The sequence below is a fragment of the Iocasia fonsfrigidae genome, assembly GCF_017751145.1.
In the GTDB taxonomy this organism is placed as follows: Bacteria; Bacillota; Halanaerobiia; order Halanaerobiales; family DTU029; genus Iocasia; species Iocasia fonsfrigidae.
Genome location: NZ_CP046640.1, coordinates 1,089,808 through 1,114,106, shown reverse-complemented (window position 1 = coordinate 1,114,106; position 24,299 = coordinate 1,089,808). Strand labels below are relative to the sequence as shown.

Below are 24,299 nucleotides of genomic sequence, written 5' to 3'. Positions count from 1 at the left end.
TAAAATTATCAATATGGTCAGTCTTGTTCATAACTAGGTTTAACATCAACCCTGCGCAGCATATTGGCATTAGTAATTACACTGATAGAACTGGTAGCCATTGCTATTTCTGCTATAACTGGATGTAGTAACCCTAATATAGCAAATGGAATAGCTATAGTATTGTAGATAAAGGCCCAAAAGAGATTTTGTTTTATTTTCCTGAAAGTCGCTCTGGAGAGTTTTACAGCTGTAATAACCGCCGATAAATCCCCGCGAACCAAGGTAATATCTGATGATTCAATGGCGATATCTGTTCCAGTACCAATAGCTATACCAACATTGGCCTGGGTTAAAGCTGGGGCATCATTGATACCATCCCCAACCATCGCAATTATACCAAACTCATCCTGTAGTTTCATTACCTCATCTACTTTACCATCAGGAAGAACCTCTGCTACAACATGATCAATGCCCACTTCTTTGGCAATTGCCTTTGCTGTTCTTTCATTATCACCAGTAATCATTGCGGTCTCCAATCCTAATTTCTTTAATTCATGAATAGCATTTACTGAATCTTCTTTCAAAGCATCAGCTACCGCAACTATACCCAGCAGCTTATCTTCAGAGGCCACTAGCATAGCAGTCTTGGCTTCTTCCTCCAGACGTACCATCTCATTTTCTAATTCACCTGGATCTATCCCTGTTTCTTCCATTAGCCTACGGCTCCCTACCAGTATATCCTTACCGTCAATTTTGGCTTTAACACCTTTACCCGTCACAGCTCCAAAGTCTTCTATGGCTTTAAGCTCCAGCTCTCTGTCTCTAGCACCATTTACTATTGCTACCCCAAGGGGGTGTTCAGAGCCTGATTCAACACTGGCTGCCAGTTGAAGTAGTTCTTCTTCACTGCTTCCATTGACAGTTACCAAATCAGTAACCTCAGGTTTACCTTTTGTTATAGTACCTGTTTTATCAAAAACAATAGTATGGACATCCTTCATTATTTGAATTGCCTCACCTTTACGGATTAAGACCCCATTTTCTGCACCTATTCCACTACCTACCATCAGGGCTGTTGGTGTCGCCAGTCCTAGAGCACAGGGACAGGCAATAACTAATACCGCAATAGTTGCAAAGATAGCCAGAGTAAATACCCCTAATGTTGGATTAACCCAGGGTAAAAAGCTTTGCGCCCAGAATCCAACACTGCGGAATATATCCGGGAATAACAGCCATAGTATAAATGTTACTGCAGCAATAATCAAAACCGTTGGCACAAATATCCCCGTGATTCTATCAGCAAACTCCTGAATAGGAACCTTGGTTCCCTGTGCTTCTTCTACCATTTTAACTACCTGTGATAAGAATGTGTCTTTACCTACTTTAGTAGCTTTTACTTTTATCATACCGTTTTGATTTACTGTGGCACCAATTACTTCATCACCAATAGTTCTTTCAATAGGCATTGATTCACCAGTAGCCATTGATTCATCGACTGTAGTCTTACCTTCTACTATTTCACCATCCGTAGGAATTTTCTCGCCAGGCTTGATTAACATAATATTACCTGGTTGGACATCCTCTATTGCTACTTCTTTTTCTTCACCATCTACAATAATAGTAGCTGTCTTAGCTCCCAGTTCAAGTAACTTTTTAATTGCCTGGGAAGCACGGCCTTTGGCTGTTTCTTCAATATACCTACCTGTCAAATGAAAGGCCATAATCATCGCTGAAACACCTGCATAATTGGCAATTGGTGTAAAGAATACTGCCGGACCAGTAAGAAAAGCTGCTCCTGTTCCTATTGCTATTAGTACATCCATATTGGCGCTACCGTGACTTACTGCTCTATAAGCGGTTATAAAAGTTTTTCTCCCATATATAAACAAAGGTGGAATTGCTAATATTATCATACCCAAATCAAATATTACCATATTGGGCCAGGCTATACCCCAGACCATTTCAGGAATCATCCAGAGAATGATGGGTATTGTAAAAACCCAGGTGCCCCACATTTTATTTTGGGCATCTTGAACCTTCTTTAAATCCTTTTCTTCATCACTACTAGTAGTTTCATCACCTTCAAAACCCACAACCTCATACCCAGTTGCAGTTACAATCTCATTAAAATCCTCTCTCGAGAGTACAGAAGGGTCATATTCTACTGTGCCTTTTTCTGAGGCAATATTCACACCGGCCTCATATACCCCATCTGTTTTATTTAAGGCTTTTTCGACTGCCGCGGCACAACTGGCACAGGTCATACCACCAATCTTAAGTATCACTTTTTCTCTTTCTTCTTTTACATCATACCCTGTTGCCCGTACTATTTCAGCTAATTTTCTCTCATCTATTATAGATGATTCATATTCTACATAGGCTTTTTCAGCTGCAAAATTCACCTGTGCCTGATGAACCCCTTTAGCCTTATTTAAAGCCTTTTCTACGGTCTGAGCACAGCTGGCACAACTCATACCCTCTAATCTTAATGTTACTTTCTTTAAATCTATTCCTTTGCCTGCCATTATCTTACACCTCCGTATATGTTATCACAAATCATTATATACTTGGTACCCCTATGAGGTATCATGTGTACACAATATACCATTTTTATTTTAGTTTGTCAAGTAAATATAAACAGCAGCCAGGCTGTACCACAAAATAGATATAAACGGGGCTATATATAGATATATAGCCCATAATTAAGTGTAAAGTAGTAAACCGATATCATCTGTATTTCCTATAGTCCATATTATCTCCTTTATGGTCTATAGACTGGAACTAAGGGAATCCATCCTTTTACCTTACCATACCTTATTAAATTATTTAACAAATTTATTTCATCAAATAAAAGCTCTCTAAAGAAAGTTTCCAAATTATCATTTATAACCAATTCTTGCAGGGCAAAACCATGAACAACCGCAGTATTTTCCATATTATATAATAAAATATTAAATATGAAATCATCGCTAAATTCATTCTTACTTTCAGAATCAGGAATGTTTTCAGAAAATTTAGCAGGTAATGTTACACCATGAGTGAGCAAAATTTCTTCTATTACTCCTGCCTGTTTTTTTAATAATTTTAGACCTGTATTAAGAATTATTTTAAATTCCTTGTCTACAACCTGATTTATATAGACTTTAGTTTGATATATATTTATATATCTAAAATATAAATGATGCCATAACTCCCAAATTTCATTAGCTGCAACAATTTCATTAGTTTTTGTTACAGGATATAGAGGAGGATTTTCTAACCAACCCTTTGGTTTCATATAATCTACTAACATAAAGAAAAGATTAACATTTTCTTTAGTAATTTTCATCAATAATTCTCTAAATTCATCATTAAATAATGTATCATAAAAAGATTTCATACATCTTGAAACAGCAAATTGTAAAAAAGTATAAACAACCTCTGCTACATCCTGATCCCTTAATATATCTGAGTTCCCAGATGCTGATACTCCAGTCTTATTAGGTTGGGGACTTTTTATAGAATATTTATTAAGTTCTTTTTCAAGTTGATTTACTTGTTTTTGAAAGGTTTTGTATATCTTATCAATTATTAATTTAAAATCTTTATCATGAACAAAATTAGAAAGTAATTGAATATGATTTAGTGTCACATATCTTAATTTTGCTTTTGCCCAAATACGGTGAACCTCCGCTACACTAAGTTGAGATTGTTTCTCACTTTTTTTCTGCTTGCTAAATAACATTATCATTTCTCCTTATTTTTAGTCTTTATCAATAGTATCATCATACTATTATTTGTTTATACAGAGGGACACATAATACTTAATCCAGTAGTTTACTAGACCAGTTATTAATTCAACTGCCCGCCTGGGTTCAAAAATAGCCATTAAACATGGCAGCAAGATCATTAAACCTATCTTTGTAACCATTTCAATGGCCATGGTAGTAAATTTATTAACTTTTAAAGCTGCTCTAGCTGGCTTTCTATTCTGGCAATCTCCTCTGCATCTCTGGCTTGTTCAAGCCGGGCTATCAATTCTGCCCTTTTCATTTTTATTAATTCATCTTCTAATTCCAGGCCAACTTTAAACTCTCCTTGTTTATATTTAAGAAAATCATTGTAGTTCCCCTGAAAACATTCCAGGCCATTATTACTTAATTCCCAGATTTCATTTGCAATCTTTCTGGCAAAATACCTATCATGAGTGACAATCAGGAAAGAGCCCGGGTATTCCTTAAGTGCTGCTTCTATCCTTTCCCGGGAGACTATATCAAGGTGATTTAAAGGTTCATCAAGAAGTAAAAAATTAGCTTTACTCAGTAATAGAATTGTAAAAGCTACCCTGACCCTTTCTCCAATACTGAGATCACCTATTTTCTTAAAAACATCTTCACCTTTAAAAAGCATGGAACCCAGAAATGTCCTAATTAGCTCCTCTGACCTATCAGGTAGTTTCTCCTGTAATTCTTTTAGAACTGTATCTTGACCATGGAGATCGGCCATTTTTTGTGAAAAATACCCTATTTCTAAAGCACCGGTTCGAAATATCTCACCAGTAGTAGGTTTTTGCTGACCGAGAATCAATTTTAACAATATAGTCTTTCCGATACCATTTTTACCTAAGAGAGCAATTTTACTCCCTCTGGAGATAGTAAAATTCAGGTCCTTAAAGACCGGTTCTGATTGAAAACTTTTGCCTACCCCTTTACCCTGAATCATAATTTGACTGTGTAATTCTCTATTCTCAAACTCAGGATTTATTTCTTTATATTCAAATGGTTTTTCTTTTTTATCGAGTTGTTCCAGCTGCATTTTTAAACTCTTAGTTTTTTGGGCCATACGACCTGCCCTTTTCTTATCTATTCCTTTTAACATTTTCGCAAAAGAATCTGTCTTTTTCCTTCCCTTATCACCCTTATTAACAAACTGCTGCTGTTTTTGTATTGCCGCTTTTAAACTTTTTTTCTCTGCCTGATATTTTTGATATTCTCTTTTTTCCCTTTCCAGTTCTACTTCCCTCTGTTTCTGGTAATCACTATAATTACCTGTATATTCTTTAAGTTCCGCGTCTTCTAATTCCCAGACTTCTTTTACTACCTGATCCAGAAAATACCTATCATGGGAGACCAGTATTATTCCACCCTTGAATTTATTTAAGAAATTAGCTAACCAGTCCCTGGCCTCAATATCCAGGTGATTGGTAGGTTCATCGAGTATTAATAAGGCCGGTTCTTTAATTAACAACCTTATTAACTGGAGTTTAGTCTGTTCACCACCACTACAATTTCCAATCTGCCGGTCCAGAAAATCTGTTTCAAAGCCAAACTCTTTCATCAAACGGAGAAAACTACCGTAATCATAGCTTACCTCTGTGAAAAACTCTTCCACAGTCTGAGCTGCCGGGTAATTATAATACTGGGGTAGATAACCCACCCTGGTATTTATAATAATCTGACCTTGATACTCCTTATCCTGACCACTAATTATTTTTAATAAGGTCGATTTCCCTGTTCCATTACGTCCAACAAAACCAACTTTATCTCCTTGATATATGTTAAAAGATATATCCTTTAATAATTGTCTGGCACCTATCCATTTATTCACTTCTTTAGTTTCTATTAATAACATAAAAATCTCTCCTTTTTAGCCGTATTCACACCAGGATATACTGGTTGGTTAGAATACTGACCAGAAAGCAGAGATCACCAATAGTTTATTATTTGTAAATATATGGAAATATATAGTTTCAATACTCTAACCAACCTAATTAAATAATTTTAAGTTACTGAATGGTTAAAGTACTGATACGCATGATTTTAAGTAAATTTCACCCTTTCTTAAATTTCTCATTTAAAAGTCTGTTCGAAAATTTCAGCTAAATATCCCCTGTTTTCGAACAGTGCCCTTTAAGTTTAACATATATATATTAATTTAACAAGTTCCTCTACTGCTTCAATATCCCAATAAGCTGATTAGCGGATACCTGATTTAAAAAGGACTTATCAAATAGTATTTCCACTTTATTTTCCTCTGTATTAAATAATTTAAACAATACTTCTTTTTCCTTATCAAACTGAGCCGTCACTGCTGTCGTTAATACTAACAAGATTATAAATGTCACAACAATGCGTTTAATCATATCGACCATCCCCTAATATTATTTAATTCCTATAAAAGTGCTTGAAATATAAGAATTGTGTATCCTGTAAGGACAAAATCATTTGAGTTCAATCAAGAGAAAATTCATTATCGGCATAATCTTCCCAAACAAATTGCCATTCTCCAATGTCAAAAACTCTTTCTCCATATCAGTTGAATTGATGTGTTCAACAATAGCATAGCCATTCTCAGAGACAAATGATTCAATTTTATCAGTCTCTATCCCAAATTTTATTTCCTCTTCCTTGATTCCTGTGTTTATTAAGTCACTTTCGCTGCTTATTGTTTGAAAGTCAAAGCAGACTCTGCTCCCTATAATCGTATTCTCTCTAATCTTTTTCATCGTTTTTATCACTGTCCTTTCAGACAGATAGAACGTAACACCCTCCCAAATAAATAATGTCTTTTCTTGAGCATCATAGCCACTCTCATAAATCTTTTTAAATAATTCGTCTTTTTCAAAATTTACTGCCACATATCTTATGTTCTTGCTTATCTCGATTCCGAACTTATGCAGCAGCGAAATCTTATATTCCTGTGTTGGTTTAGCATCAACTTCAAATATTTTTGTATTTCGGAGTAAAGCATTTAATCTATATGCTCTACTATCATATCCCGCACCTAGAAACACCACTTGAACAGTATCATTTTTTACAGCATCAAGAAGAACTCTGTCTATATATTTAGTTCTTGAAATCACATATTCATAAAGGCCTTTTGGAATTTGTGCTTTTATCTTTTCCCTTTCTCTCTTTTCTTTCAAAACTGTTTTTCTTTCTTCAGGTAAAAAACATTCTGCAATATTATCATTACTCCTAATCCTTTCTTCTTCCTCATAATTTGATAAAGCCCGCAGGGAGGCCGTTATCATTGCTGTTTCTGATGCCCTTTCTTCCATTTTCATTTGGTTTTCCTCCTTTTTTTAATATGAATAAGTATTGGTAAGAAGACTCTATATAGATTCTAACTATTACTTAATGAAACATCTCTTTTTTACATTACCATATATAGTTATAAGGTGCAATTAAGATATTTAACTTACTAATATCATCTCTGCAAGTTTAAGCATATTATCCTGTCGTATTAACTGTCCAGTTCTCTATATTTTTAATTGTAGTTTCCCTCTTTTTTAATGGATTTTTAAATTCAAGTCTATCAATAATATTATTTTTCCCTATTAATTCTTCTATATGATCAAAAACTTTACCAGCCTGGCCCTGATATGTGCAAAATAATACAACATTTTTACCCTCAATTTGATTATCCGTCAGCAAACTCCTGATAGGTGGGGTCATACTACTAGCCCAGACAGGGGAACCAATTACTATTTGATCATAATCTGCTAAATTTACTTCTATAGGTTGAATAGCTACTTTAATTTTAAATAATGACTGAAAACCACCTATAATATATTTCACAAATCCTTTAGGATAACCTTTAATAGGCTCGAGCATAACAATATCTGCATCTAGTTTTTCTGCCAATTTTTTAGCTACAAAATCAGTATTACCATTTAATGAATAGTATAAAACAAGATTTTTCATGATTTTTCTACCTCCTAATTTTATTTTAGATAATATAGTTCTACTTATCTTAATTTCCACCTGCTTAATAAAAATATCTGAACCTCATTACTTATATGGTATAAGGGGTTAGGGTTGAAAAGTTGTAAAATTAAAGAATAATCATCTGAATCTTAAGATTTTATCCTTATTATTTTTATAATTCTCATTATTCCATAACCCATTAATACTAATGCGACTAACATGTTAGCTATTTGAACAATCAATGGGAAAATTGACGATTTTAATATTGTTATAATAAGTATAGAAAAACTCAGGAAAAGTGGAGTAACAAATCCTGCTGATAATCCAGATGCTATTAACTCTTTTTTTTAAAGAATACAAATTGACCGTAAAAAATGAAGGAACATTTAAAGGTGATCTAGCTGTTTATCAAAAACAACCTGATTTAGAAGAAATGGGTGCTATGAGGCTTGCCTGGTTCACAAAGGGATCTAATCCAAACACTGAAGTGGAATTCGGCTGGAATGTTAATTATAATTTTGTATGGTCAGAAGAAGGGGATTTAAAGCCAGAAGTCATTTTTAAAGCAACACAAATTGTGGATACAGATATTAAAGCAAATAATAAAAAATAGAGCTGGATAAAAATAAATATAGTTACTTATTTAAAAATCAAGTTACTGATTCAATACACTCCGGGGAGTTAATTATAGAAGAAAGTGGATTAATCCCAGGTGAAGAGGCTTCTGTTGGTATAGGTATGTCAGGTTTTGGAAGTATTTTGGATGATAACTAGTTCAGTCGTCGTGATAATCAACTTTAGTTCAAGATCCATGCTTTCGCAAAACAGAACCTGTGTATTTACTAGCAGAAACCAGACAAAGTAAATAGCCTACTAATTCACTTCCTTCTTCTACCGCATTTTTCACTACCCGGACATATGCTGTACCTAATAAATTACGCCATAGTATTTTCATGCCCATCAGTCTGGCAAAACTAAAAATCAATATCAGGCCGCAAACCATAATATAATAACTATCACTCTTACAAAAGTCATTTAATCCGTATATAACACTTTCATAATATTTAATAGCTAAAAAAAGGCAACCTAAAACAACGGCAAGTACAAAATAAAACCACGAAATGGAGATTTTATCGGTTAGAAAATCCATTTCCCTAATTAACAAACAGGCAAAAAAACCCGCTATGACGAGCATACCATATTTTAATTTGGGGCATAGCCAAGCAATATAAATAAATAGGCTTATAATTATGCCCAAAATTAATTCTTGAGCAATTTCAGTAAGGGAATTTTCCGTAATAAAATTTTTTAAAACAAGGAGGTCTATAAAAAAGACTTGCAAGATTACAGTAACAAACAACAAAATACCAAAAAACTCGACAATTCGCTTTTTTATGTAAGAACCATTCATAACAACACCAGCTTTAACATAATAATATTTATAAATAGCTATTTTATTACCATTGATTTTAAATGATTAAGCTTGACTAATGAAGCAATGATGAGATATTCAAGAAAACATCTCCTCAAAAATTCAGCTTTAATTTCATACTTCAGTACCTAAGCCACACAATAATATTAAACTGTTATTTAATATACCACCATCAGAACGAACTGTCAAGTTGAATTTATCTAAGGTTCTTGTCAAACTTTGGTGAGGTTTACAACATAGCTTCTAAGATTGTTTCATCCGTCTTTTTCATGCCATTTCCCCCTATATGACCTATAACATCAATTGTTTTTTCAATATCATTCTGAATGATTCCATCACCTACTTGAATAGTTTGATTAGACATTGTCAAATCATGAGCCATTATGGCAGCATCAACAGCTGAAGCAATCTTAGCAGCACATGAAGGTTTTGCACCATCACAAATTATCCCTGAAACATTTCCTAATGTATTTATTATTGTAGAAGATATTTGTTCATATGTTCCATTGTATAAATAGGTGATAGCTGCCCCACTTCCACATGCAGCACTAACAGCACCACAAAAAGCGGATAATCTACCGATTTTTTCTTTTATATGTATTGCAATAAGATTACTAATTATTAAAGCTCGTATTAAAACTTCTTTTTCAACTTTTAAATATTTCGCATATTCTATAACTGGTAAAGAAGTAGTAATACCTTGATTACCACTGCCAGAATTAATAACAGCTGGTAGAAGACAGCCATTCATTCGAGCATCTGACCCGGCGGCTGCAAAGGCTTTGGCTCTTGTTTTGATATTATCTCCTCTATACTTTATTAGATTTAAGCCAATATTCATTCCATATTTATTAGTAAGTCCCGCTTTAGAAATTTTACTGTTTAAATCTATTTGTCTTTCAATAATCTTCTCCACCTCTTTAATAGAAACAGTATCAGCAAATTGTATTATTTTCTTTACTGTTAATGGTGAACATTCTATACTGTTATTATTATTCTTTTTGATAAATGGTTTGTTAAAAATTATTTTACCATTATTTTTTATCTTAATAATATTTGTATGGGTTTCGATAAGCTCAACTAATGCTGTATCAGTCTTTGACCTTACAGATACAATAATATGCAAATCAGCTTTACTTTTTAACAACTTTACTGAACAGTAGTTTGTTTTGAGTAACCTTTTTGTTTCTTTTATATCTTCTTCGGCTACATTACTTAGTACTTCTAATTTTTTTTCCGCTTTTCCACCAATTACCCCGATTACCGCAGCAGCCTTAATTCCTTTGAGATTGCCTGAATTTGGAACAATTACTCCTTTAACATTTTTGAAAATATTTCCACTACACTTGACTTCAACCTCTATAGGCTCTTGGTTTAAAACTTCCCTTGCTTTAGCAGCAGCATAAGCAATAGCAATTGGCTCTGTACATCCTAATGCTGGTATAAGTTCTTCTTTTAAAATATTAATATAATCTCCTATTTCTCTCTCTTTAAGACTCATTTCACCCTCCCCATTGCAAGTATATGTACCTTAAATTTTCTGCATCAAAATAAAATTTTCTTCATTGCATAAATATCTTCTACTAAAAGATCTTCAGCTAGTTGATAATCTTTGTCTTCTATAGCTTTGAGTAAGTTTAAATGTGATCGGACATTTTCTTCGAAAATTTTATTATTTTTCGCCCATATTTTTGAATAAAATTGTATAGCTCCCCTTGTACAAAAACTTAAAATAGATTTAATTGTATCATACATCCACTTATTATCACTATAACTACATAATAAAAGATGAAATCCAATATTTCTTTTCCAATGTTTCAATGCATCATGTTCATCTCTAATTTTAACAGTTTGATCAATATAATTATTAAGTTCGTTTAAAATTTCATTATTAATAATTTTTATTGTTTTTCTTAATGATGATATTTCAATTATTTCTCTAAGTTCAATTGCATCATATAATTCTTTAGGCACAATTTGAGCTATTTGATAACCTTTTCGAGGAATGCTTATTAAAACTTGATCATTACATAGCTCAATTAAAGCTTCACGTACCGGCGATTTGCTTACTTCATATTTTTCTGTTAATTCTTTTTCTGTTAAAATAGTTTGTATTGTATATTTGCCACGGACAATATCATTATATATGCTATTATATATCTTTTTTTTGAGATTCTTAGTTATTTTTTTGGCCATAATATATTACCACACCACTTTCTTTTATTTTTATTTTTTTAAAACCTCAAAGCTTAATAAACAACATCATTTAATTGAATCTTAGCCTTTAACCGCACCAGCACTTATACCAGATTTTAAAAACCTTTGTAGAAATATATAAACAACTACCACTGGTATTATTGCAAAGGTCGTTCCAGCCATAATAACAGGCCAAGGTGTTGAAAGGCCATCACTAACTGGCAATAGGGATATCGACACCATTAATGTATGTTTTACAGTGGAACGCAAAAAAATCAATGGCCAAAAGAAATCATTCCAACGAGCAATAACCGTTAATAGTGTCCAAGTAGCTAATGCTGGCTTAATCATTGGAACAATAATTTTTAGATAAATTCCAAACTCACTACTTCCATCAATTCGGGCTGATTCAATTACTTCAGTAGGTATATTTATTATATATTGCCTCATGTAAAAAATACCAATCGCTGTAGCAGCCTTAGGAATTATAACTGACCATAAACTGTTTATTAAATGTAATCTTCTCATGATAATAAATAACGGTATTGATCCAACTTCCGGTGGAACAAGTAATGTTGCAACAATAAAGTAGAATAAAAAATCTCTCCCTGGAAATTGATATTTTGCAAATCCATAACCTGCTAAAGAACAAAAGAATAATGTGGTAATTGTCCCCATTACTGTTGTGAAAATACTATTGTATAAACTACTTAAAATAGGAATCACTTCAAATACATTCTTGAAATTTTTTAATGTAGGATTATTAATCCAAAGAGAATTAAATCCACTAATACTTTCACCAGTTCCTTTAAATGCTATAATACACATCCAAATTATTGGAAACAAACTAATAAAAGTAATAACCCCTAATAAAATATATACTATAATATTACCCTTTCTTGCCTTTATATATCCCATAGTTTGAGCCTCCCTTAAATCTCAGAATTCTTTCTCATCAAGATAAATTGAACTACTGATACAATTGCTAAAATGATAATCAAAACAACTCCTATGGCTGATGCATATCCCATTTTAAATGCTGTAAAGCCTGATTGATACATATATTGAAAAAGTGACATATTTGATGTACTTGGCCCTTTCAAAATATACGATTCATTAAAAATTTTCCATGAATTAACTGTTAAGATAATAAAACAAAAAAACAAAATATCAGTTAAGTTAGGTAATGTAATTTTAAAAAATTGTTGTATTTTATTTGCACCATCTATTCGAGCTGCTTCATAATATTCCTCAGGAATATTCAGTAATCCAGACAAGATTATTAGTGTAAACCAGGGAGTATTACGCCATATGTTAAGTATAATTACTGGTATCTTAGAATACTTAACCGTTGTTAACCAGCCAATTTTATTTATACCAAATAAACTGATTACTTCATTAATAATTCCTATGTTCTTATCAAAAAGCATACTAAAGATTATTCCAATAGCAATTGCTGCCGAAACATTCGGTAAAAAAGTGACAACTTTAAAAAAACCTTTTCCTTTTAAATTATTGTAATTTAACAAAGAGGCTATACCTAATGACAGAATAATAATAAAAATAACACCAGTTACCCAATAAACTACTGTATTGAAGAAGGCATCAGTAAACATATAGTCATTCAATAAAAGATTGTAATTATTTAAACCAATAAAAACTGGTTGTTTAATCCCATTCCATTTTGTTAAACTTACCCAAACCGTCCATACAATCGGATATAATTGAAATATCGAAAATAAAATAAAAAATGGAAGAATAAATAAATAAGGAACTTTGTGTTTTCTTAATGTATTTATTAATCTCATGCTAACCCTCCCCAAGAAAGTAAAAATCTATATTACAGGGTTTTAAAATAAAACCCTGTAATATTTATTTTATATCTTACTTAATAACTTCTACTTTTCCAATTTTATTTCTTAAGTTTTCACCCATAGCTTTAATAGCTTCATCTATAGTTTGAACTCCAGCCACATATTTTTCTAGTTCATTACTTATTATAATATCGGCCTCTGCATCTTGTGCTGTTACTACCAGATTAGGCGCTCCATTTCTTAAAGCTATTTTTTCCATTTTCCTAAAAGACTGACCACCATAAAAAATAGATGGTTCTTCCCAAAATTCATCTTTCAACATCTCTACAGAAATGGGATTAGCATAAGGGGCATCGAGTCTTACCATTGACCTTACCCATTTTTCCTTGTGTTCTATATCAAAAGTGAAATCATACCACATTTTTTTAATTAAACCACTATACACAGCGTTCGGTTTATCTACAATTGCAATATATTGTGATACTGGTGCCCCCCTAAGATTAATACTTTTAAAGACGGGAGCAGGCATTACTCTCCAATCGCCTAATGTCTCTGTACAATTTTTCCTTAAAAATTCATCCCAAAATGCACCTATATAAAATGTTGCAATTTCACCATTATTAACTGCATCATATAGTGCCGGTTGAAAAATTGCTGTTTTTAACAACAATCCCTCAGAATACATCGTATCTAAGGCTTCAAATGCTAATCTAGCACCGGGATCTGTATCAATAATAGGATAACCATTATCATCCCAAATTTTAGCCTTAGCTTGTGGCATTAAACCCCTCCTGCCATAATATCTCCAAGTCCTACTCCCTGGATCAATATATGACAGATAAACCTTACCATTACTTTTTTCTTTTAATTCTCTACCAACTTCGATATATCCTTCTATTGTATTCATTCGCTCAGGGTCAATATTATACTCATTAAATATCTTTTGATTATAATAGAGCATTTGTGGTCTTACTGACTCTGGCAGAGCATAAATTGAGCCATTGATTGTTGCATCATTTGCAGCATTATCAACTAATTTATCTGTTAGCGAAGATACAAAATCAGTTACGTCCTGTACTAGTCCTCCATCTGCTAAGTTAACTAAATTGACTGGGTCAATATAAAATGCATCTGGTAAATCATCATATGCTCCTGCAACATAACTCATTGTCAGTTTTTCTCTAACATCTGCTGCCCCTTCTGTCTGTACAATATCGATACTTACCTTTGGGGCAATATCCCTATTTCTTTCTAACCATGGACGGTAATACTTAAGAAAATATTGGGGTTGGCCATAACCATATATTTCAATTGTTCCTTCCGGATATTTATTTGAAGATGCACTGGCTACAGTATTTACATTAGAAAATACTATAACAAAACTAGATAATAAAATTGAACATACTAATAATAAAGAAAAAAATTTTTTCATTTTTTATTCCTCTCTTCTTTTGGGTTTTAATTAATTCTAGCTGCCTTAACTGCAGTAGCTATGCGTTCGTAAGAAATTTCTGTTGGCAATGTACAGTCTGCACCTAAAATGTATCTTTCTCTACCAAAGCCTTTAATTATATTCTTTACTTCCTCCTCTATTTCCTCCTGCTTACCATCTACCAAAACTCCAGACCTGTTCTCCAAACCACCCATAATAGTTATATCACCAAATATTTTTTTCCCTTCTTTTAATGATACCCCCCCTTCATGAACACTCCAATTTATAATATCAATATCTACATCTTCAGGATATGAAATATATCTATTTAAATTTAAATCATCTTTACAAATATGTAAAATCACATACCCCTTACTTCTCTTAATATTTTTCAAAATTATTTTATCTAAAGGTGCAATATACTCTAAAAATTCTCCATCTGTAAAATAGTAATTTTCCCCCCCTAAAGCCGCATAGTAAACAGCATCTAACCCCAAGGAAATATATTTTTCCGCCAATAGACTCATACCCTCTGTTACCCGCTTTAATGCATCCAATATATAAACTCGATTTTCTCTTAAATGCTCACATACTAATTCTCGGGATTTTTCATACCCATATTTATCCATTATCGGGTGAATAACTGATGCTACCGTCCCATGTAACGTCCCAATTTTAAATACATTAGAATCAATTTTATCCAATCGTTCTAATATTCTTTTAACAAAATCAATTTGTTTTTGCATAAATTCATCTTTTAGTGATATCGTTTTTATTTTTTTCCAGTCTTCAGGCGTTTTTATATCACCTGCATATGGAATTAAATTTTCATTCATTATTTTAATTATGTCTGTATCAGTTTCTTTAAAAAATTTTATATGTGCATTAACACCTTTTTCTCCAAAAGACTCCTCTTCCTTGAAATGTAAAGAAAAACATGAAGGAATTTGATCAATTTTTTTTCCCTCAATTGCTGCAATTACTCTCTCCCTCTTATTCATAATTTTCTCCTTTCATATTTTAATCATATTACTAATCATATTAGTAATCATATTAGAGATATAATATCATAAATATTAGTACTTGTCAAACAAATTATATTCAATTATATTATTGGCAGAGATTCCGTAAACGAAATAAAAAAAGATAATCTCTATTTTAAGAACAGAGATTATCTTTTTATCTTTAATAAGATATAGGTTGAATTTTCCTTAAGTATTCATCAAATATTCATCTAATTATTTAACTTCAACAAATTCATAGCCTGCTTCTTCTACAGCAGCCTTAAATTTTACTTCATCTACTTCATGAGCCAATTCTACTACTGCCGTACCTTTATCAGCACTAACATTAGCTGAGGTAACACCACAGACAGCCTCTAATTCTTTCTTTACATGGTTTTCACAATGCCTACAGCTCATTCCTTCAATTTTGATGGTTTTCTGCATATCTATCACCCCCTATCAAGATTTTCCATCTACTATCTGTTTCTACAGGGTACCCGTACATGGTATTTTGTGAATTATAAGATATCATTTATTACTAATTTAGTCAAGTATTTTTATATTATTCATCAAATATATTAATAGCGGTCAGCAAAAACACCGGATTTTTTTCAGACTTCTTTTAAAAAATCCTTACTCATTGAGTAAGGATTGATAGAAAAACATTTCTCCACCTTGCCAGTCCAAAACTGCAGTAGCACATCAATATAAATAGTACAATAACAGAGAGAATTTCCCCTAATAAAATCAGAGTATATTTAAAGTCTTGATTTAATATAATTATTTGTCCTCATCTTCCTCTTTAGTTATTTCTTTTCTATTTTTTACCTCAATTTTTATAATTTCTGCAAATTTTTTTATATCTTCTAAGTGTTTTTCTATTATTGATTTTACTATTTTTAAATTCAATTTCTGATAATCATGAACTGCTAGATTTCGGAAACCAACCATAGCTTTAAGTTTATTTGATAAATCTTTATCAATAATTCCTTCCTTATTTAATATTGTAAAAGCTTCCCGACTACTTTGTGGTACTCCTAATTTAAATTCCGCAATTACATGCATTGCAATATCAATAGCAACTTCACATAAGCGCTGAATATTTAATATAATTGAATCCTGTTTTGTATAATCCTTTAAATTATCAAAATTATTATCATAAACTTCATTAATTCTTTTGATACAACGATTTATCGTTTGTTTTTTATTAATTAATACATCATCAACCAATAGAAGTCACCCCCATACACCTTCCAGCACTTCTTTTCTTTTTTCATTGAGATTAGCATACTCTCTTAAAGTTTTTAATTCAAATTCCATCTTTTTATAATTATTAGCATTATATATTAACTTACCCTGTATAATTTGGATTTTAAAAACAGTAGATGCTTGTTTAATATCAATTAAATCTACTTCTTTTTTAAATTTATCAGCTAACTTTTGAGCAAATAAGAATATTTGATATTCATCAACTTCATTTTCAGATAAAAAAGCTATATCAATATCACTATCTTTTCTCTCATTATTTTTAGAATAAGAACCAAATACATAAATTAATTCAGGAGACAGTTTTTGTTCTAAAAAATCTATTATAATAATTTTTTCCGCTTTAGAAATCATAATATTTTCCCCTTGTTTTTTCGTTTGTCAATTAAAATATTACTTAGTCTACCTATTATTAATCATAATTAGCAGTGCTTATCACCAATAATTTCTTTTCTTTTATTATAACTGACTCTCCTAATTTTAGCAACTTAATATTTTATTTGAAGCTATTTCTTTGTTTATTATTCTCTTAGATTATTTTTATTCATTCTTAGATTTATAATATTTCAAACCCGCCTCTTAACTTAAATCCAAATTAATGGGCCATCTCTTTTTTTAATCTCCACTTTGCCAGTCCAAAACTGCAGCAGCACATCACTATAAATAGTACAATAACAGGGAGAATTTCCCCTAATAAAATTGTCTCGCCAAGTATCAGACTACGCAGAGCGTTAATAATATGTGTAAATGGATTTAGTGTTACAGCTACAGCCAATCCACCTGATAAATTTTCAGTAGGAAAAAGGGCTGGGCTCAAAAAAAAGATAGGCAGCACAATCGCATTCATTATCGTCTCATAGATTACTTCATTTGGCAGAAAGAGACTAATAGAATAGGTAAGACCTGACATGAAAAACGCTGTCATAAAAACCAGTAATATCATGAGTAAAATTCCAGCGATACCCGATGCCACCTTTACTGAGAAAAAAAAGCCTACAACACATAAAATTACTACTTCCAGGAAGGAAACCAGTACTGCCTCCAGCATTTGCCCCAGCACAATAGAGTTTCTACTCACAGGTGCGATCAGGATTCTGTAAAAACTGCCGTTGGATTTCATGATATAATTGATAATACCACCACTACTGCAGGCAGCCAGGGTAACGAGCACTATAATGCCGGGTAGAATGAAAGCAGTGTAATTATCGATTCCCATATTTTGCACTGCCTGGCCTGCGACAGAGCTGTACAAAATAAGCCAGATAAGCGGTTGCAAGATAGTAATTACAATGGAAATAGGGTTTTGAAAACGCCACCTTATATTTCGCCACAAAATATTCAGCACACCCATTCCTCCCCTCTATCTTCCCCTGAACCAGTTAATGCCAGAAAAACATCCTCCAGACCAGGTTCTACAATCTCGATACCACGAAACTCTACATCATGATCCAAAAGCCACTTATTCACAGCTGTAAAAGCAGTTCTGCTGTCATCCACACCTAGTAAAACAGAATTATCCCGCACACTGCTGAACTTAATAAACCCGGTGTCATCAAAGACATCTTTATATTTTTTTCCTCGCTCAGCATTGGAAAATGTAATACGGAGCATATCCTGCCTGGTATAACTGCGCAAACTACCTGGTGATCCCTGGACTAATTCTTTTCCATTTTTCATGATACAAATGGTATCACTTAACTGGTCAGCTTCCTCAAGATAATGAGTTGTAAGAAATATACTTGTATTATATTCATCACGGATTTTCAACATCATTTTCCACATGGCCTTCCGGGACTCTACATCCATACCTACTGTGGGCTCATCTAAAAATAGAATTACAGGTGAAGAAACCATATTCATAGCAATATCCAACCTACGCTTCACCCCACCAGAGTAGGATGCCGTAGGGTATTTCAAATATCCGGAAAGATCAAAACTGTCAATCAAAGTATTTATTCTTTCTTCTGCCAGCTGTGCATCTACTTTGTATAACCTGCTTTGAAATAGCATATTTTCCATTAGTGACAGGTGCTCATCAATGGAAATACGCTGGGCAACACAGGCAATCTGTCTACGAACCCGGTCCGGCTCCCTACATAAGTCTTTCCCCAAGATGCTTACTTTCCCAGATGTGGGTTTATAATAGGTTGTCAGAATATTAATCAAAGAAGTTTTCCCAGCTCCATTGGGACCCAGCAGTGAGAAGATTTCCCCACTGTTCACTTTAAGACTTAAGCCATCCAGTGCTCTAACGCCATTCTTATACTCCTTTACCAATTTATCAATTTCAATTACGGACATTTTATTCCACCTCTATTTTTAATTATTTTTCTTTCTTAACTGCAATCCAGACTTCAGAATATCCACTTTTTAACTTATTCTCGTTGATGGGATAAACTTCTACATCTGGCAATTGAGCATATTTATACCCAGAAAACGGAAGCCATTCTCTGGCAAATCGTTTAAAGATTGTTTGAATGGAATCTTGAAAAGGTCCATCACATTTAAAGATAACCCATGTAGCTGCCGGAATTTCATATTCAAGCAAATTCTCTGGAACAGCTAAATCGGTAGCAGTTGCAATGTAATAATAGATTTTCTCTGGATTTTGATATGCAGTAACACCTAAAATACCATGCGGCTTTTGATTTGTTAATTTGCTAATTTTTGAAACTAAATTGCTTTTTAATGTTTTGTTCCAAAATCTTGGAACAATTTTGAAATTATGTTCCTGATCCTCTTGTAAGGGGACTCTAATCCCAACAATTCTAATAGGTTCTTTTGTTTCTACACGATATCTCATGCTTTCACCTCCAGTGACGTTAATAGAAAATCTAATGGGCGGATAAGAATCTAATATAGTTCCATCCTTACGAGCAAAAGTCGGAGAAACACCATGAACATTTTGAAAGGCACGGTTAAATGATGTCGGTATATCATAACCATACTTTGCACCAATATCTGTTATTTTATTTTCGCTCAACTGCAATTCAAAGGCAGCTTTTGTCATTCTCCTACGGCGTATATATTCAGATAGTGGAATACCAGTTATATAGGAAAACATTCTTTGAAAATTATAAGTGGAACAACAGGCTATTTTTGCTGCTTTGTCGTAAGAAATATCACCTGCCAAATTGTCTTCTATATAATCTATTGCCCGGCTTAATTGCTTCAACCACTCCATATCATCACCTCCCTATGTTAAAGTTTAGCATAATATAAATTTTATATCTTCTCTTTTAATGTCCAATTTCGTAAACTTATTTATTTGAGTTTCACTTTACTATATAAATAACACTTATTACTATATAAATAACACTTAAATATTGCACTTTTCTATTCCAGCCAATTCACCCCTGACCCTCCACACTCCCAAAAAGAAAATATAACAGCGTTATATAACGCTGTTATATTTTCATTGTAGGTGTTTATCAGAATTTTTCAAATATTTTTGTGCGAATCGTTTGTGCAAGTAGTGAATATGTACCATCGAATGTTAAATTTCGATACATATTCTTCTATTTTTTCTTTCCCAATATAATCTATCAAATGGTTAGTAGTAGTGTTATCACAAAGTGAAATCATCAGACTTGATATAGCTTCAAATAATGGTTTTCAAAGGTTAGTTGAGGCTTAATGACTCTTAATTCCCTGATCTGTGGGAATTATAGAGTCATTAAGCTATCAGGCAAATATAAGACAGTGAACCATCAGTGGGGATTTTAATCAAATTTGCTTAATACCTCTTACTGCCTTACACAGTCTAACTAAACCTTCTTCTAATAACTTTCTTGGACATGCATAGTTTAATCTCATAAATCCAGCTCCACCAGGACCAAACCATGAGCCACCATCCAAGCCCACCTTTCCTTCTTTTGCTACAGTTCCTTCCAATATGTCTGCATTTGTTTCATATTTTCTCAAATCTAACCAACCTAAATATGTTCCTTGAGGTTTTATTAATCTAGCATGAGGTAGATTTTCCTGTAAATAGTTATCTATAAATTTCACGTTTGCTGCTAAATATACCAATAACTGCTCTAACCACTCTTCTCCCTCATTATAAGCTGCTTCAATTGCAACTATACTCAAAGGATTTTGTAGACCAATACTATTTCTTTCTAGATTGCTTTCAAACTTCAATCTCAATTTCCTATTTGGAATAATGATATTTGACGTTTGTAAACCAGCTAGATTGAAAGTCTTGCTAGGAGCAGTACAAGTGATTGAATTCTGTGCAAACTCTTCATTCATAGAAGCAAACATAGTATGAGTAAATCCTGAGTATACAAGATCATTATGGATCTCATCAGCAATAACTAAAACATCATTTTCCAGGCATATTTCTCCGATTTTTTCTAATTCTTCTTTTGTCCAGACTCTTGATACAGGATTATGTGGACTACAAAGGATAAAAGCAGTTACTTTAGGAGCCTTTACCTTTTCCTCAAAGTCTTCAAAATCTATTTCATAATCTTCTCCATTAAAAACTAATGGGTTATTAGCCACATGACATCCATTGTTTTCTATAGCATTTGCAAAAGGATAATAAACAGGTTGTTGTATAAGCACTTTTTCTCCAGGAACACAGAAAGTTTGAATCAGATAATTTATTGCCGGTACAATCCCTGGTGCATATAAAATCCAATCTTTTTTTATCTCCCATCCAAAACGTCTTTTAGTCCAATTAATAATTGCTTCATAATAAGAGTCCGGTCGTGTAGAATATCCATATATTCCATGTTCTACTCTTTTCTTAAGGGCATCAATAATTGGCGGTGCCACTTTAAAGTCCATATCAGCTACCCAAAATGGCAAAACATCTTCTCCATTGAACATCTGCTTTAAAATTGCTGGTTCCCATTTTGAGGAATTTGTCCCTTTTCTGTCAATAACTTTATCAAAATTATACTTCATACTTTCACACCTTTCTTAAAATTAGTTTTAATGAATGTTAAATCTCTTAATTAATAATAACATTATCGTAACAATTTTGATATCAAATTGTTTAAAATTCAATAACTAAATGGCTATGCTCTTTATTTTCTTTATCAAGATTTAATCGGGAATCCTCTATTGCCAGATTTGCTGCTACCACGGCATATTGTACATACCTGTTATGCTTAAGTAAAACCTTTAGGCACACCACTTTCAGGTGTAAATGCACAAATCATATAAGGAAAAGTATTTCCTCCGGTATAATGATAGCACATAACTGCATTTACAGGTCCTATACCCTTACAAGAACTATTCCACTTTATTCCTGATGCTTTTGTGATACGATCTAATGTCCCTTTTTTTATTTCATTCTGCCAAAACTCAGGTATTGCCTTTAGATTTTCATCATTTTCAAAGTTTGTAAATACCTCCTCTACACCAAAAACTGACAATGTACCTTTTTTCTCAATTCTGTAATTCATCTCAACATCACCTCTAATTGAAATTTGAAAGGAAATACGCGGATAGGCTTTTAAATAAACACCCTGATTGCGCGCAGTTGTGGGTGTAACACCATGCATATTTTGAAATGCACGTGAAAAAGCTTCTGGCGACTGATAACCATATTTTAAAGCAAGATCAATTATCTTTATAGGGCTATCTTGCAATTCAAGTGCAGCAAGTGTAAATCTACGTCGTCTTATATATTCTGATAAAGGTATATCAGTCATAAAAGAAAATATACGTTGGAAATTATAAACTGAGCAACATGCTATTTCAGCCACTTTAGTATTATCAATTTCCTCTGTTAGATTTTCTTCAATATAATTTATTGCACTATTCATTCGCTCAAGCCATCCCATATATATCCCTCCTTCAATTAAAGAATAACTTATCTTTATCTTATTTTCCTTGCATTTTCTGCCTGATAATGCAAGGTCAGTCAGTAATGACTATTAGAATATTTTTTAACTGCTATACAAGAACTCTTCAATCTTTCTTGCTCTATCCATTCTACCTCTTTTAATATTAACAGCTAACTGTAATTCAAGAGGTGGTACCTTTATTTGAAAACCTTCCCATTCTACTGTTTCCAGATGATTTAAAGCATAAGGTCCACAATCAACAGGTTCTGGGTCATCAAGAACAGCTGCTGGATCAGAAGCAATATCGATTCTTACATCCATAAATATGACACCAAATTCCTTTGTCAGCCATCCATTAGTATCAATAATCGGCTCGATTAAATAGTCTTGAAACAATTCTGTAATATCTTCTACATAATCTGAGTCAATCATAATGTCTATATCATGAGGATTCAATTCAACACCACGAATACAGCTAGCGCAACTTCCTGTCAGCCACCAATTAATATTGCTGTCTTTAGCCATGGAACAAAATTTCTTTAAGCCTGATTCCCAGGGAACATTAGTAAAATACCCTAATTGATTAAACATTTCTTGTGCGTATTTAGAATATCTTTCTCTCATCTTTTCTATATATTTAGCATCATTGGGATACTTCTTTATATATCCATTCCCATCTTTCTGATAAAAACACATCTGCAGTACTTTCTCATACTTAGGATCAAAATCGAAAATACGGTAAATAACCTGACCATCAATATTTTGAAAACTAATTTTCATTTATAATTCACTCCTTTTCTATAAATTTCAAAACACCACTTAAGTACATTGTAATTGAAAATGTACTAGTGGTGTAAAACTGGAGGGTTACTTGTTTTTAATTAATGAGATCAGTCTTTCGGCCCTTTCTTTGTGCTCATTCAAGAAATGCATATATCTATCTGTCACATAATAAAAATCATTATTATCTACTGGTAAATTTAAAAGTTCTGACGGCTTTATATCGTCTTTTTGATTCTGAAACACATTTAATAATGAAGCAATACTGTATCCACAATTCCTTAACAACCTGATAACTTTTATCTTTTCTATATCCCATTCACTAAATATTAGTCTTCCACTTTCACTTCTTCTGACTGTAAACAATCCATTTCTTTCCCAGGTTCGCAGCATATCAATAGTTATCTTTAGTTTATTGGCGGTAGCCTTTCTGGTTTTATATAAAATCTTATCCTTACTACCTAAACTATTTTCAAACCATCTATCTAAAACCCCTATTGCCTCAAGTGCTTCCTCTATTTCAATTTCAACTTTATGTAAATACTCACTAGCTAATCTTAAAGCAACCTTAAAATCACTGGAAGCATACTTTCTAACCAATTCATTAACAATATATCCATCTATAGGATAGGGGCCTGGCAGAGCTATCCTGGCTAATTTCATTTCGTCAAGATGCCTTTCAGTAAATTGTCTATAATTATTCCCGGCCCTTTTCACTTCTGAAATATAGCCCCACTCTTCATAAAGTCTCACTGTATTAGGATGTACACCAGTTAAATCAGCAATTTCTTTAGTCAAATATATTTTAACCCCTCCTTTAGTTCAGGATTAATTGTTAACATAAAGCAGAGAAAACGCCTCTTCGATTGCTTTCCCTTCTTTAATTATAACTATTCTATTA

Annotated in this window: 25 protein-coding genes; 1 reads left to right on the top strand and 24 read right to left on the bottom strand. The window is 32.7% G+C overall.

The window, feature by feature from the left end:
- Positions 1–17: 17 nt before the first annotated feature.
- The 6 genes from GM661_RS05300 to GM661_RS05275 form a co-directional block, all read right to left on the bottom strand.
- Positions 18–2,507: a heavy metal translocating P-type ATPase gene (locus tag GM661_RS05300; protein ID WP_230869067.1), complete on the bottom strand. Its 2,490-nt coding sequence runs from the start codon at positions 2,505–2,507 to the stop codon at positions 18–20.
- A gap of 236 nt (positions 2,508–2,743) precedes the next feature.
- Entirely contained in the window at positions 2,744–3,706 is a 963-nt protein-coding gene (locus GM661_RS05295; RefSeq protein ID WP_230869066.1) for a DUF3231 family protein, read from the bottom strand.
- A 218-nt stretch (positions 3,707–3,924) separates the two neighbouring features.
- The gene (gene abc-f, locus GM661_RS05290; RefSeq protein ID WP_230869065.1) at positions 3,925–5,592 is read right to left on the bottom strand and encodes a ribosomal protection-like ABC-F family protein; all 1,668 of its coding nucleotides are present in this window, start codon (positions 5,590–5,592) and stop codon (positions 3,925–3,927) included.
- 316 nt (positions 5,593–5,908) lie between these two features.
- Positions 5,909–6,103, bottom strand: a complete 195-nt coding sequence (locus tag GM661_RS05285) for a hypothetical protein (protein ID WP_230869064.1) — start codon at positions 6,101–6,103, stop codon at positions 5,909–5,911.
- Positions 6,104–6,181: 78 nt separating this feature from the next.
- The gene (locus tag GM661_RS05280) at positions 6,182–7,027 is read right to left on the bottom strand and encodes a class I SAM-dependent methyltransferase (RefSeq protein WP_230869063.1); all 846 of its coding nucleotides are present in this window, start codon (positions 7,025–7,027) and stop codon (positions 6,182–6,184) included.
- A 166-nt stretch (positions 7,028–7,193) separates the two neighbouring features.
- Positions 7,194–7,667 (bottom strand): flavodoxin family protein, encoded by a 474-nt coding sequence (locus GM661_RS05275; RefSeq protein ID WP_230869062.1) that lies wholly within the window; start codon positions 7,665–7,667, stop codon positions 7,194–7,196.
- Positions 7,668–7,998: 331 nt separating this feature from the next.
- Here GM661_RS05275 and GM661_RS05270 point away from each other — a divergent pair, with 331 nt between their 5' ends.
- A complete protein-coding gene (locus GM661_RS05270; protein ID WP_230869061.1) occupies positions 7,999–8,283 on the top strand; it encodes a hypothetical protein in 285 nt (94 codons plus the stop codon).
- A gap of 189 nt (positions 8,284–8,472) precedes the next feature.
- Here the strand turns inward: GM661_RS05270 and GM661_RS05265 are convergent, their stop codons facing one another.
- From GM661_RS05265 to GM661_RS05185, 18 genes are all read right to left on the bottom strand, one after another.
- Positions 8,473–9,081 (bottom strand): hypothetical protein, encoded by a 609-nt coding sequence (locus GM661_RS05265; protein ID WP_230869060.1) that lies wholly within the window; start codon positions 9,079–9,081, stop codon positions 8,473–8,475.
- Between the two features lie 250 nt (positions 9,082–9,331).
- On the bottom strand, positions 9,332–10,603 hold the full coding sequence (locus GM661_RS05260) for an L-cysteine desulfidase family protein (protein WP_230869059.1): 1,272 nt from the start codon (positions 10,601–10,603) through the stop codon (positions 9,332–9,334).
- A 44-nt stretch (positions 10,604–10,647) separates the two neighbouring features.
- A complete protein-coding gene (locus tag GM661_RS05255) occupies positions 10,648–11,298 on the bottom strand; it encodes a GntR family transcriptional regulator (protein ID WP_230869058.1) in 651 nt (216 codons plus the stop codon).
- Between the two features lie 81 nt (positions 11,299–11,379).
- Positions 11,380–12,216: a carbohydrate ABC transporter permease gene (locus GM661_RS05250; protein ID WP_230869057.1), complete on the bottom strand. Its 837-nt coding sequence runs from the start codon at positions 12,214–12,216 to the stop codon at positions 11,380–11,382.
- Positions 12,217–12,230: 14 nt separating this feature from the next.
- Entirely contained in the window at positions 12,231–13,106 is an 876-nt protein-coding gene (locus tag GM661_RS05245) for a carbohydrate ABC transporter permease (protein WP_230869056.1), read from the bottom strand.
- A gap of 76 nt (positions 13,107–13,182) precedes the next feature.
- Positions 13,183–14,544, bottom strand: a complete 1,362-nt coding sequence (locus GM661_RS05240) for an ABC transporter substrate-binding protein (RefSeq protein WP_230869055.1) — start codon at positions 14,542–14,544, stop codon at positions 13,183–13,185.
- A gap of 26 nt (positions 14,545–14,570) precedes the next feature.
- Positions 14,571–15,545, bottom strand: a complete 975-nt coding sequence (locus GM661_RS05235; RefSeq protein ID WP_230869054.1) for a uroporphyrinogen decarboxylase family protein — start codon at positions 15,543–15,545, stop codon at positions 14,571–14,573.
- A 237-nt stretch (positions 15,546–15,782) separates the two neighbouring features.
- A complete protein-coding gene (locus tag GM661_RS05230) occupies positions 15,783–15,992 on the bottom strand; it encodes a heavy-metal-associated domain-containing protein (protein WP_230869053.1) in 210 nt (69 codons plus the stop codon).
- A gap of 336 nt (positions 15,993–16,328) precedes the next feature.
- On the bottom strand, positions 16,329–16,778 hold the full coding sequence (gene hepT / locus GM661_RS05225) for a type VII toxin-antitoxin system HepT family RNase toxin (protein WP_230869052.1): 450 nt from the start codon (positions 16,776–16,778) through the stop codon (positions 16,329–16,331).
- A gap of 6 nt (positions 16,779–16,784) precedes the next feature.
- Positions 16,785–17,168 carry a type VII toxin-antitoxin system MntA family adenylyltransferase antitoxin gene (gene mntA, locus GM661_RS05220; RefSeq protein ID WP_230869051.1) on the bottom strand — a complete coding sequence of 128 codons (384 nt, stop codon included), beginning with the start codon at positions 17,166–17,168 and terminating at the stop codon, positions 16,785–16,787.
- A gap of 241 nt (positions 17,169–17,409) precedes the next feature.
- The gene (locus GM661_RS05215) at positions 17,410–18,165 is read right to left on the bottom strand and encodes an ABC transporter permease (protein ID WP_230869050.1); all 756 of its coding nucleotides are present in this window, start codon (positions 18,163–18,165) and stop codon (positions 17,410–17,412) included.
- Positions 18,153–19,115, bottom strand: a complete 963-nt coding sequence (locus tag GM661_RS05210; protein WP_230869049.1) for an ABC transporter ATP-binding protein — start codon at positions 19,113–19,115, stop codon at positions 18,153–18,155. Before GM661_RS05210 ends, GM661_RS05215 begins: the two co-directional genes overlap by 13 nt.
- A gap of 22 nt (positions 19,116–19,137) precedes the next feature.
- Positions 19,138–19,998, bottom strand: a complete 861-nt coding sequence (locus GM661_RS05205) for an AraC family transcriptional regulator (protein WP_230869048.1) — start codon at positions 19,996–19,998, stop codon at positions 19,138–19,140.
- A gap of 257 nt (positions 19,999–20,255) precedes the next feature.
- Positions 20,256–20,399: a hypothetical protein gene (locus tag GM661_RS19075; protein WP_407929617.1), complete on the bottom strand. Its 144-nt coding sequence runs from the start codon at positions 20,397–20,399 to the stop codon at positions 20,256–20,258.
- Positions 20,400–20,540: 141 nt separating this feature from the next.
- A complete protein-coding gene (locus tag GM661_RS05200; RefSeq protein WP_230869047.1) occupies positions 20,541–21,731 on the bottom strand; it encodes a MalY/PatB family protein in 1,191 nt (396 codons plus the stop codon).
- A 206-nt stretch (positions 21,732–21,937) separates the two neighbouring features.
- Positions 21,938–22,615 (bottom strand): AraC family transcriptional regulator, encoded by a 678-nt coding sequence (locus tag GM661_RS05195; RefSeq protein WP_230869046.1) that lies wholly within the window; start codon positions 22,613–22,615, stop codon positions 21,938–21,940.
- A 105-nt stretch (positions 22,616–22,720) separates the two neighbouring features.
- Positions 22,721–23,398 (bottom strand): nucleotidyltransferase domain-containing protein, encoded by a 678-nt coding sequence (locus GM661_RS05190; RefSeq protein ID WP_205739371.1) that lies wholly within the window; start codon positions 23,396–23,398, stop codon positions 22,721–22,723.
- Positions 23,399–23,485: 87 nt separating this feature from the next.
- On the bottom strand, positions 23,486–24,196 hold the full coding sequence (locus GM661_RS05185) for a MerR family transcriptional regulator (protein WP_230869045.1): 711 nt from the start codon (positions 24,194–24,196) through the stop codon (positions 23,486–23,488).
- Positions 24,197–24,299 lie beyond the last annotated feature (103 nt).

What these genes read in the sequence shown, in the direction of transcription:
- GM661_RS05200 (WP_230869047.1), bottom strand. Translation starts at nt 21,731, where the DNA reads ATGAAGTATAATTTTGATAAAGTTATTGACAGAAAAGGGACAAATTCC.
- GM661_RS05235 (WP_230869054.1), bottom strand. Translation starts at nt 15,545, where the DNA reads ATGAATAAGAGGGAGAGAGTAATTGCAGCAATTGAGGGAAAAAAAATT.
- GM661_RS05295 (WP_230869066.1), bottom strand. Translation starts at nt 3,706, where the DNA reads ATGTTATTTAGCAAGCAGAAAAAAAGTGAGAAACAATCTCAACTTAGT.
- abc-f (WP_230869065.1), bottom strand. Translation starts at nt 5,592, where the DNA reads ATGTTATTAATAGAAACTAAAGAAGTGAATAAATGGATAGGTGCCAGA.
- GM661_RS05215 (WP_230869050.1), bottom strand. Translation starts at nt 18,165, where the DNA reads ATGGGTGTGCTGAATATTTTGTGGCGAAATATAAGGTGGCGTTTTCAA.
- GM661_RS05190 (WP_205739371.1), bottom strand. Translation starts at nt 23,398, where the DNA reads ATGAAAATTAGTTTTCAAAATATTGATGGTCAGGTTATTTACCGTATT.
- GM661_RS05230 (WP_230869053.1), bottom strand. Translation starts at nt 15,992, where the DNA reads ATGCAGAAAACCATCAAAATTGAAGGAATGAGCTGTAGGCATTGTGAA.
- GM661_RS05270 (WP_230869061.1), top strand. Translation starts at nt 7,999, where the DNA reads ATGCTATTAACTCTTTTTTTTAAAGAATACAAATTGACCGTAAAAAAT.
- GM661_RS05285 (WP_230869064.1), bottom strand. Translation starts at nt 6,103, where the DNA reads ATGATTAAACGCATTGTTGTGACATTTATAATCTTGTTAGTATTAACG.
- GM661_RS05250 (WP_230869057.1), bottom strand. Translation starts at nt 12,216, where the DNA reads ATGGGATATATAAAGGCAAGAAAGGGTAATATTATAGTATATATTTTA.
- GM661_RS05195 (WP_230869046.1), bottom strand. Translation starts at nt 22,615, where the DNA reads ATGGGATGGCTTGAGCGAATGAATAGTGCAATAAATTATATTGAAGAA.
- GM661_RS05280 (WP_230869063.1), bottom strand. Translation starts at nt 7,027, where the DNA reads ATGAAAATGGAAGAAAGGGCATCAGAAACAGCAATGATAACGGCCTCC.
- GM661_RS05205 (WP_230869048.1), bottom strand. Translation starts at nt 19,998, where the DNA reads ATGGAGTGGTTGAAGCAATTAAGCCGGGCAATAGATTATATAGAAGAC.
- GM661_RS05210 (WP_230869049.1), bottom strand. Translation starts at nt 19,115, where the DNA reads ATGTCCGTAATTGAAATTGATAAATTGGTAAAGGAGTATAAGAATGGC.
- GM661_RS05260 (WP_230869059.1), bottom strand. Translation starts at nt 10,603, where the DNA reads ATGAGTCTTAAAGAGAGAGAAATAGGAGATTATATTAATATTTTAAAA.
- GM661_RS05240 (WP_230869055.1), bottom strand. Translation starts at nt 14,544, where the DNA reads ATGAAAAAATTTTTTTCTTTATTATTAGTATGTTCAATTTTATTATCT.
- GM661_RS19075 (WP_407929617.1), bottom strand. Translation starts at nt 20,399, where the DNA reads ATGATTTCACTTTGTGATAACACTACTACTAACCATTTGATAGATTAT.
- GM661_RS05255 (WP_230869058.1), bottom strand. Translation starts at nt 11,298, where the DNA reads ATGGCCAAAAAAATAACTAAGAATCTCAAAAAAAAGATATATAATAGC.
- GM661_RS05275 (WP_230869062.1), bottom strand. Translation starts at nt 7,667, where the DNA reads ATGAAAAATCTTGTTTTATACTATTCATTAAATGGTAATACTGATTTT.
- mntA (WP_230869051.1), bottom strand. Translation starts at nt 17,168, where the DNA reads ATGATTTCTAAAGCGGAAAAAATTATTATAATAGATTTTTTAGAACAA.
- GM661_RS05245 (WP_230869056.1), bottom strand. Translation starts at nt 13,106, where the DNA reads ATGAGATTAATAAATACATTAAGAAAACACAAAGTTCCTTATTTATTT.
- GM661_RS05265 (WP_230869060.1), bottom strand. Translation starts at nt 9,081, where the DNA reads ATGAATGGTTCTTACATAAAAAAGCGAATTGTCGAGTTTTTTGGTATT.
- GM661_RS05300 (WP_230869067.1), bottom strand. Translation starts at nt 2,507, where the DNA reads ATGGCAGGCAAAGGAATAGATTTAAAGAAAGTAACATTAAGATTAGAG.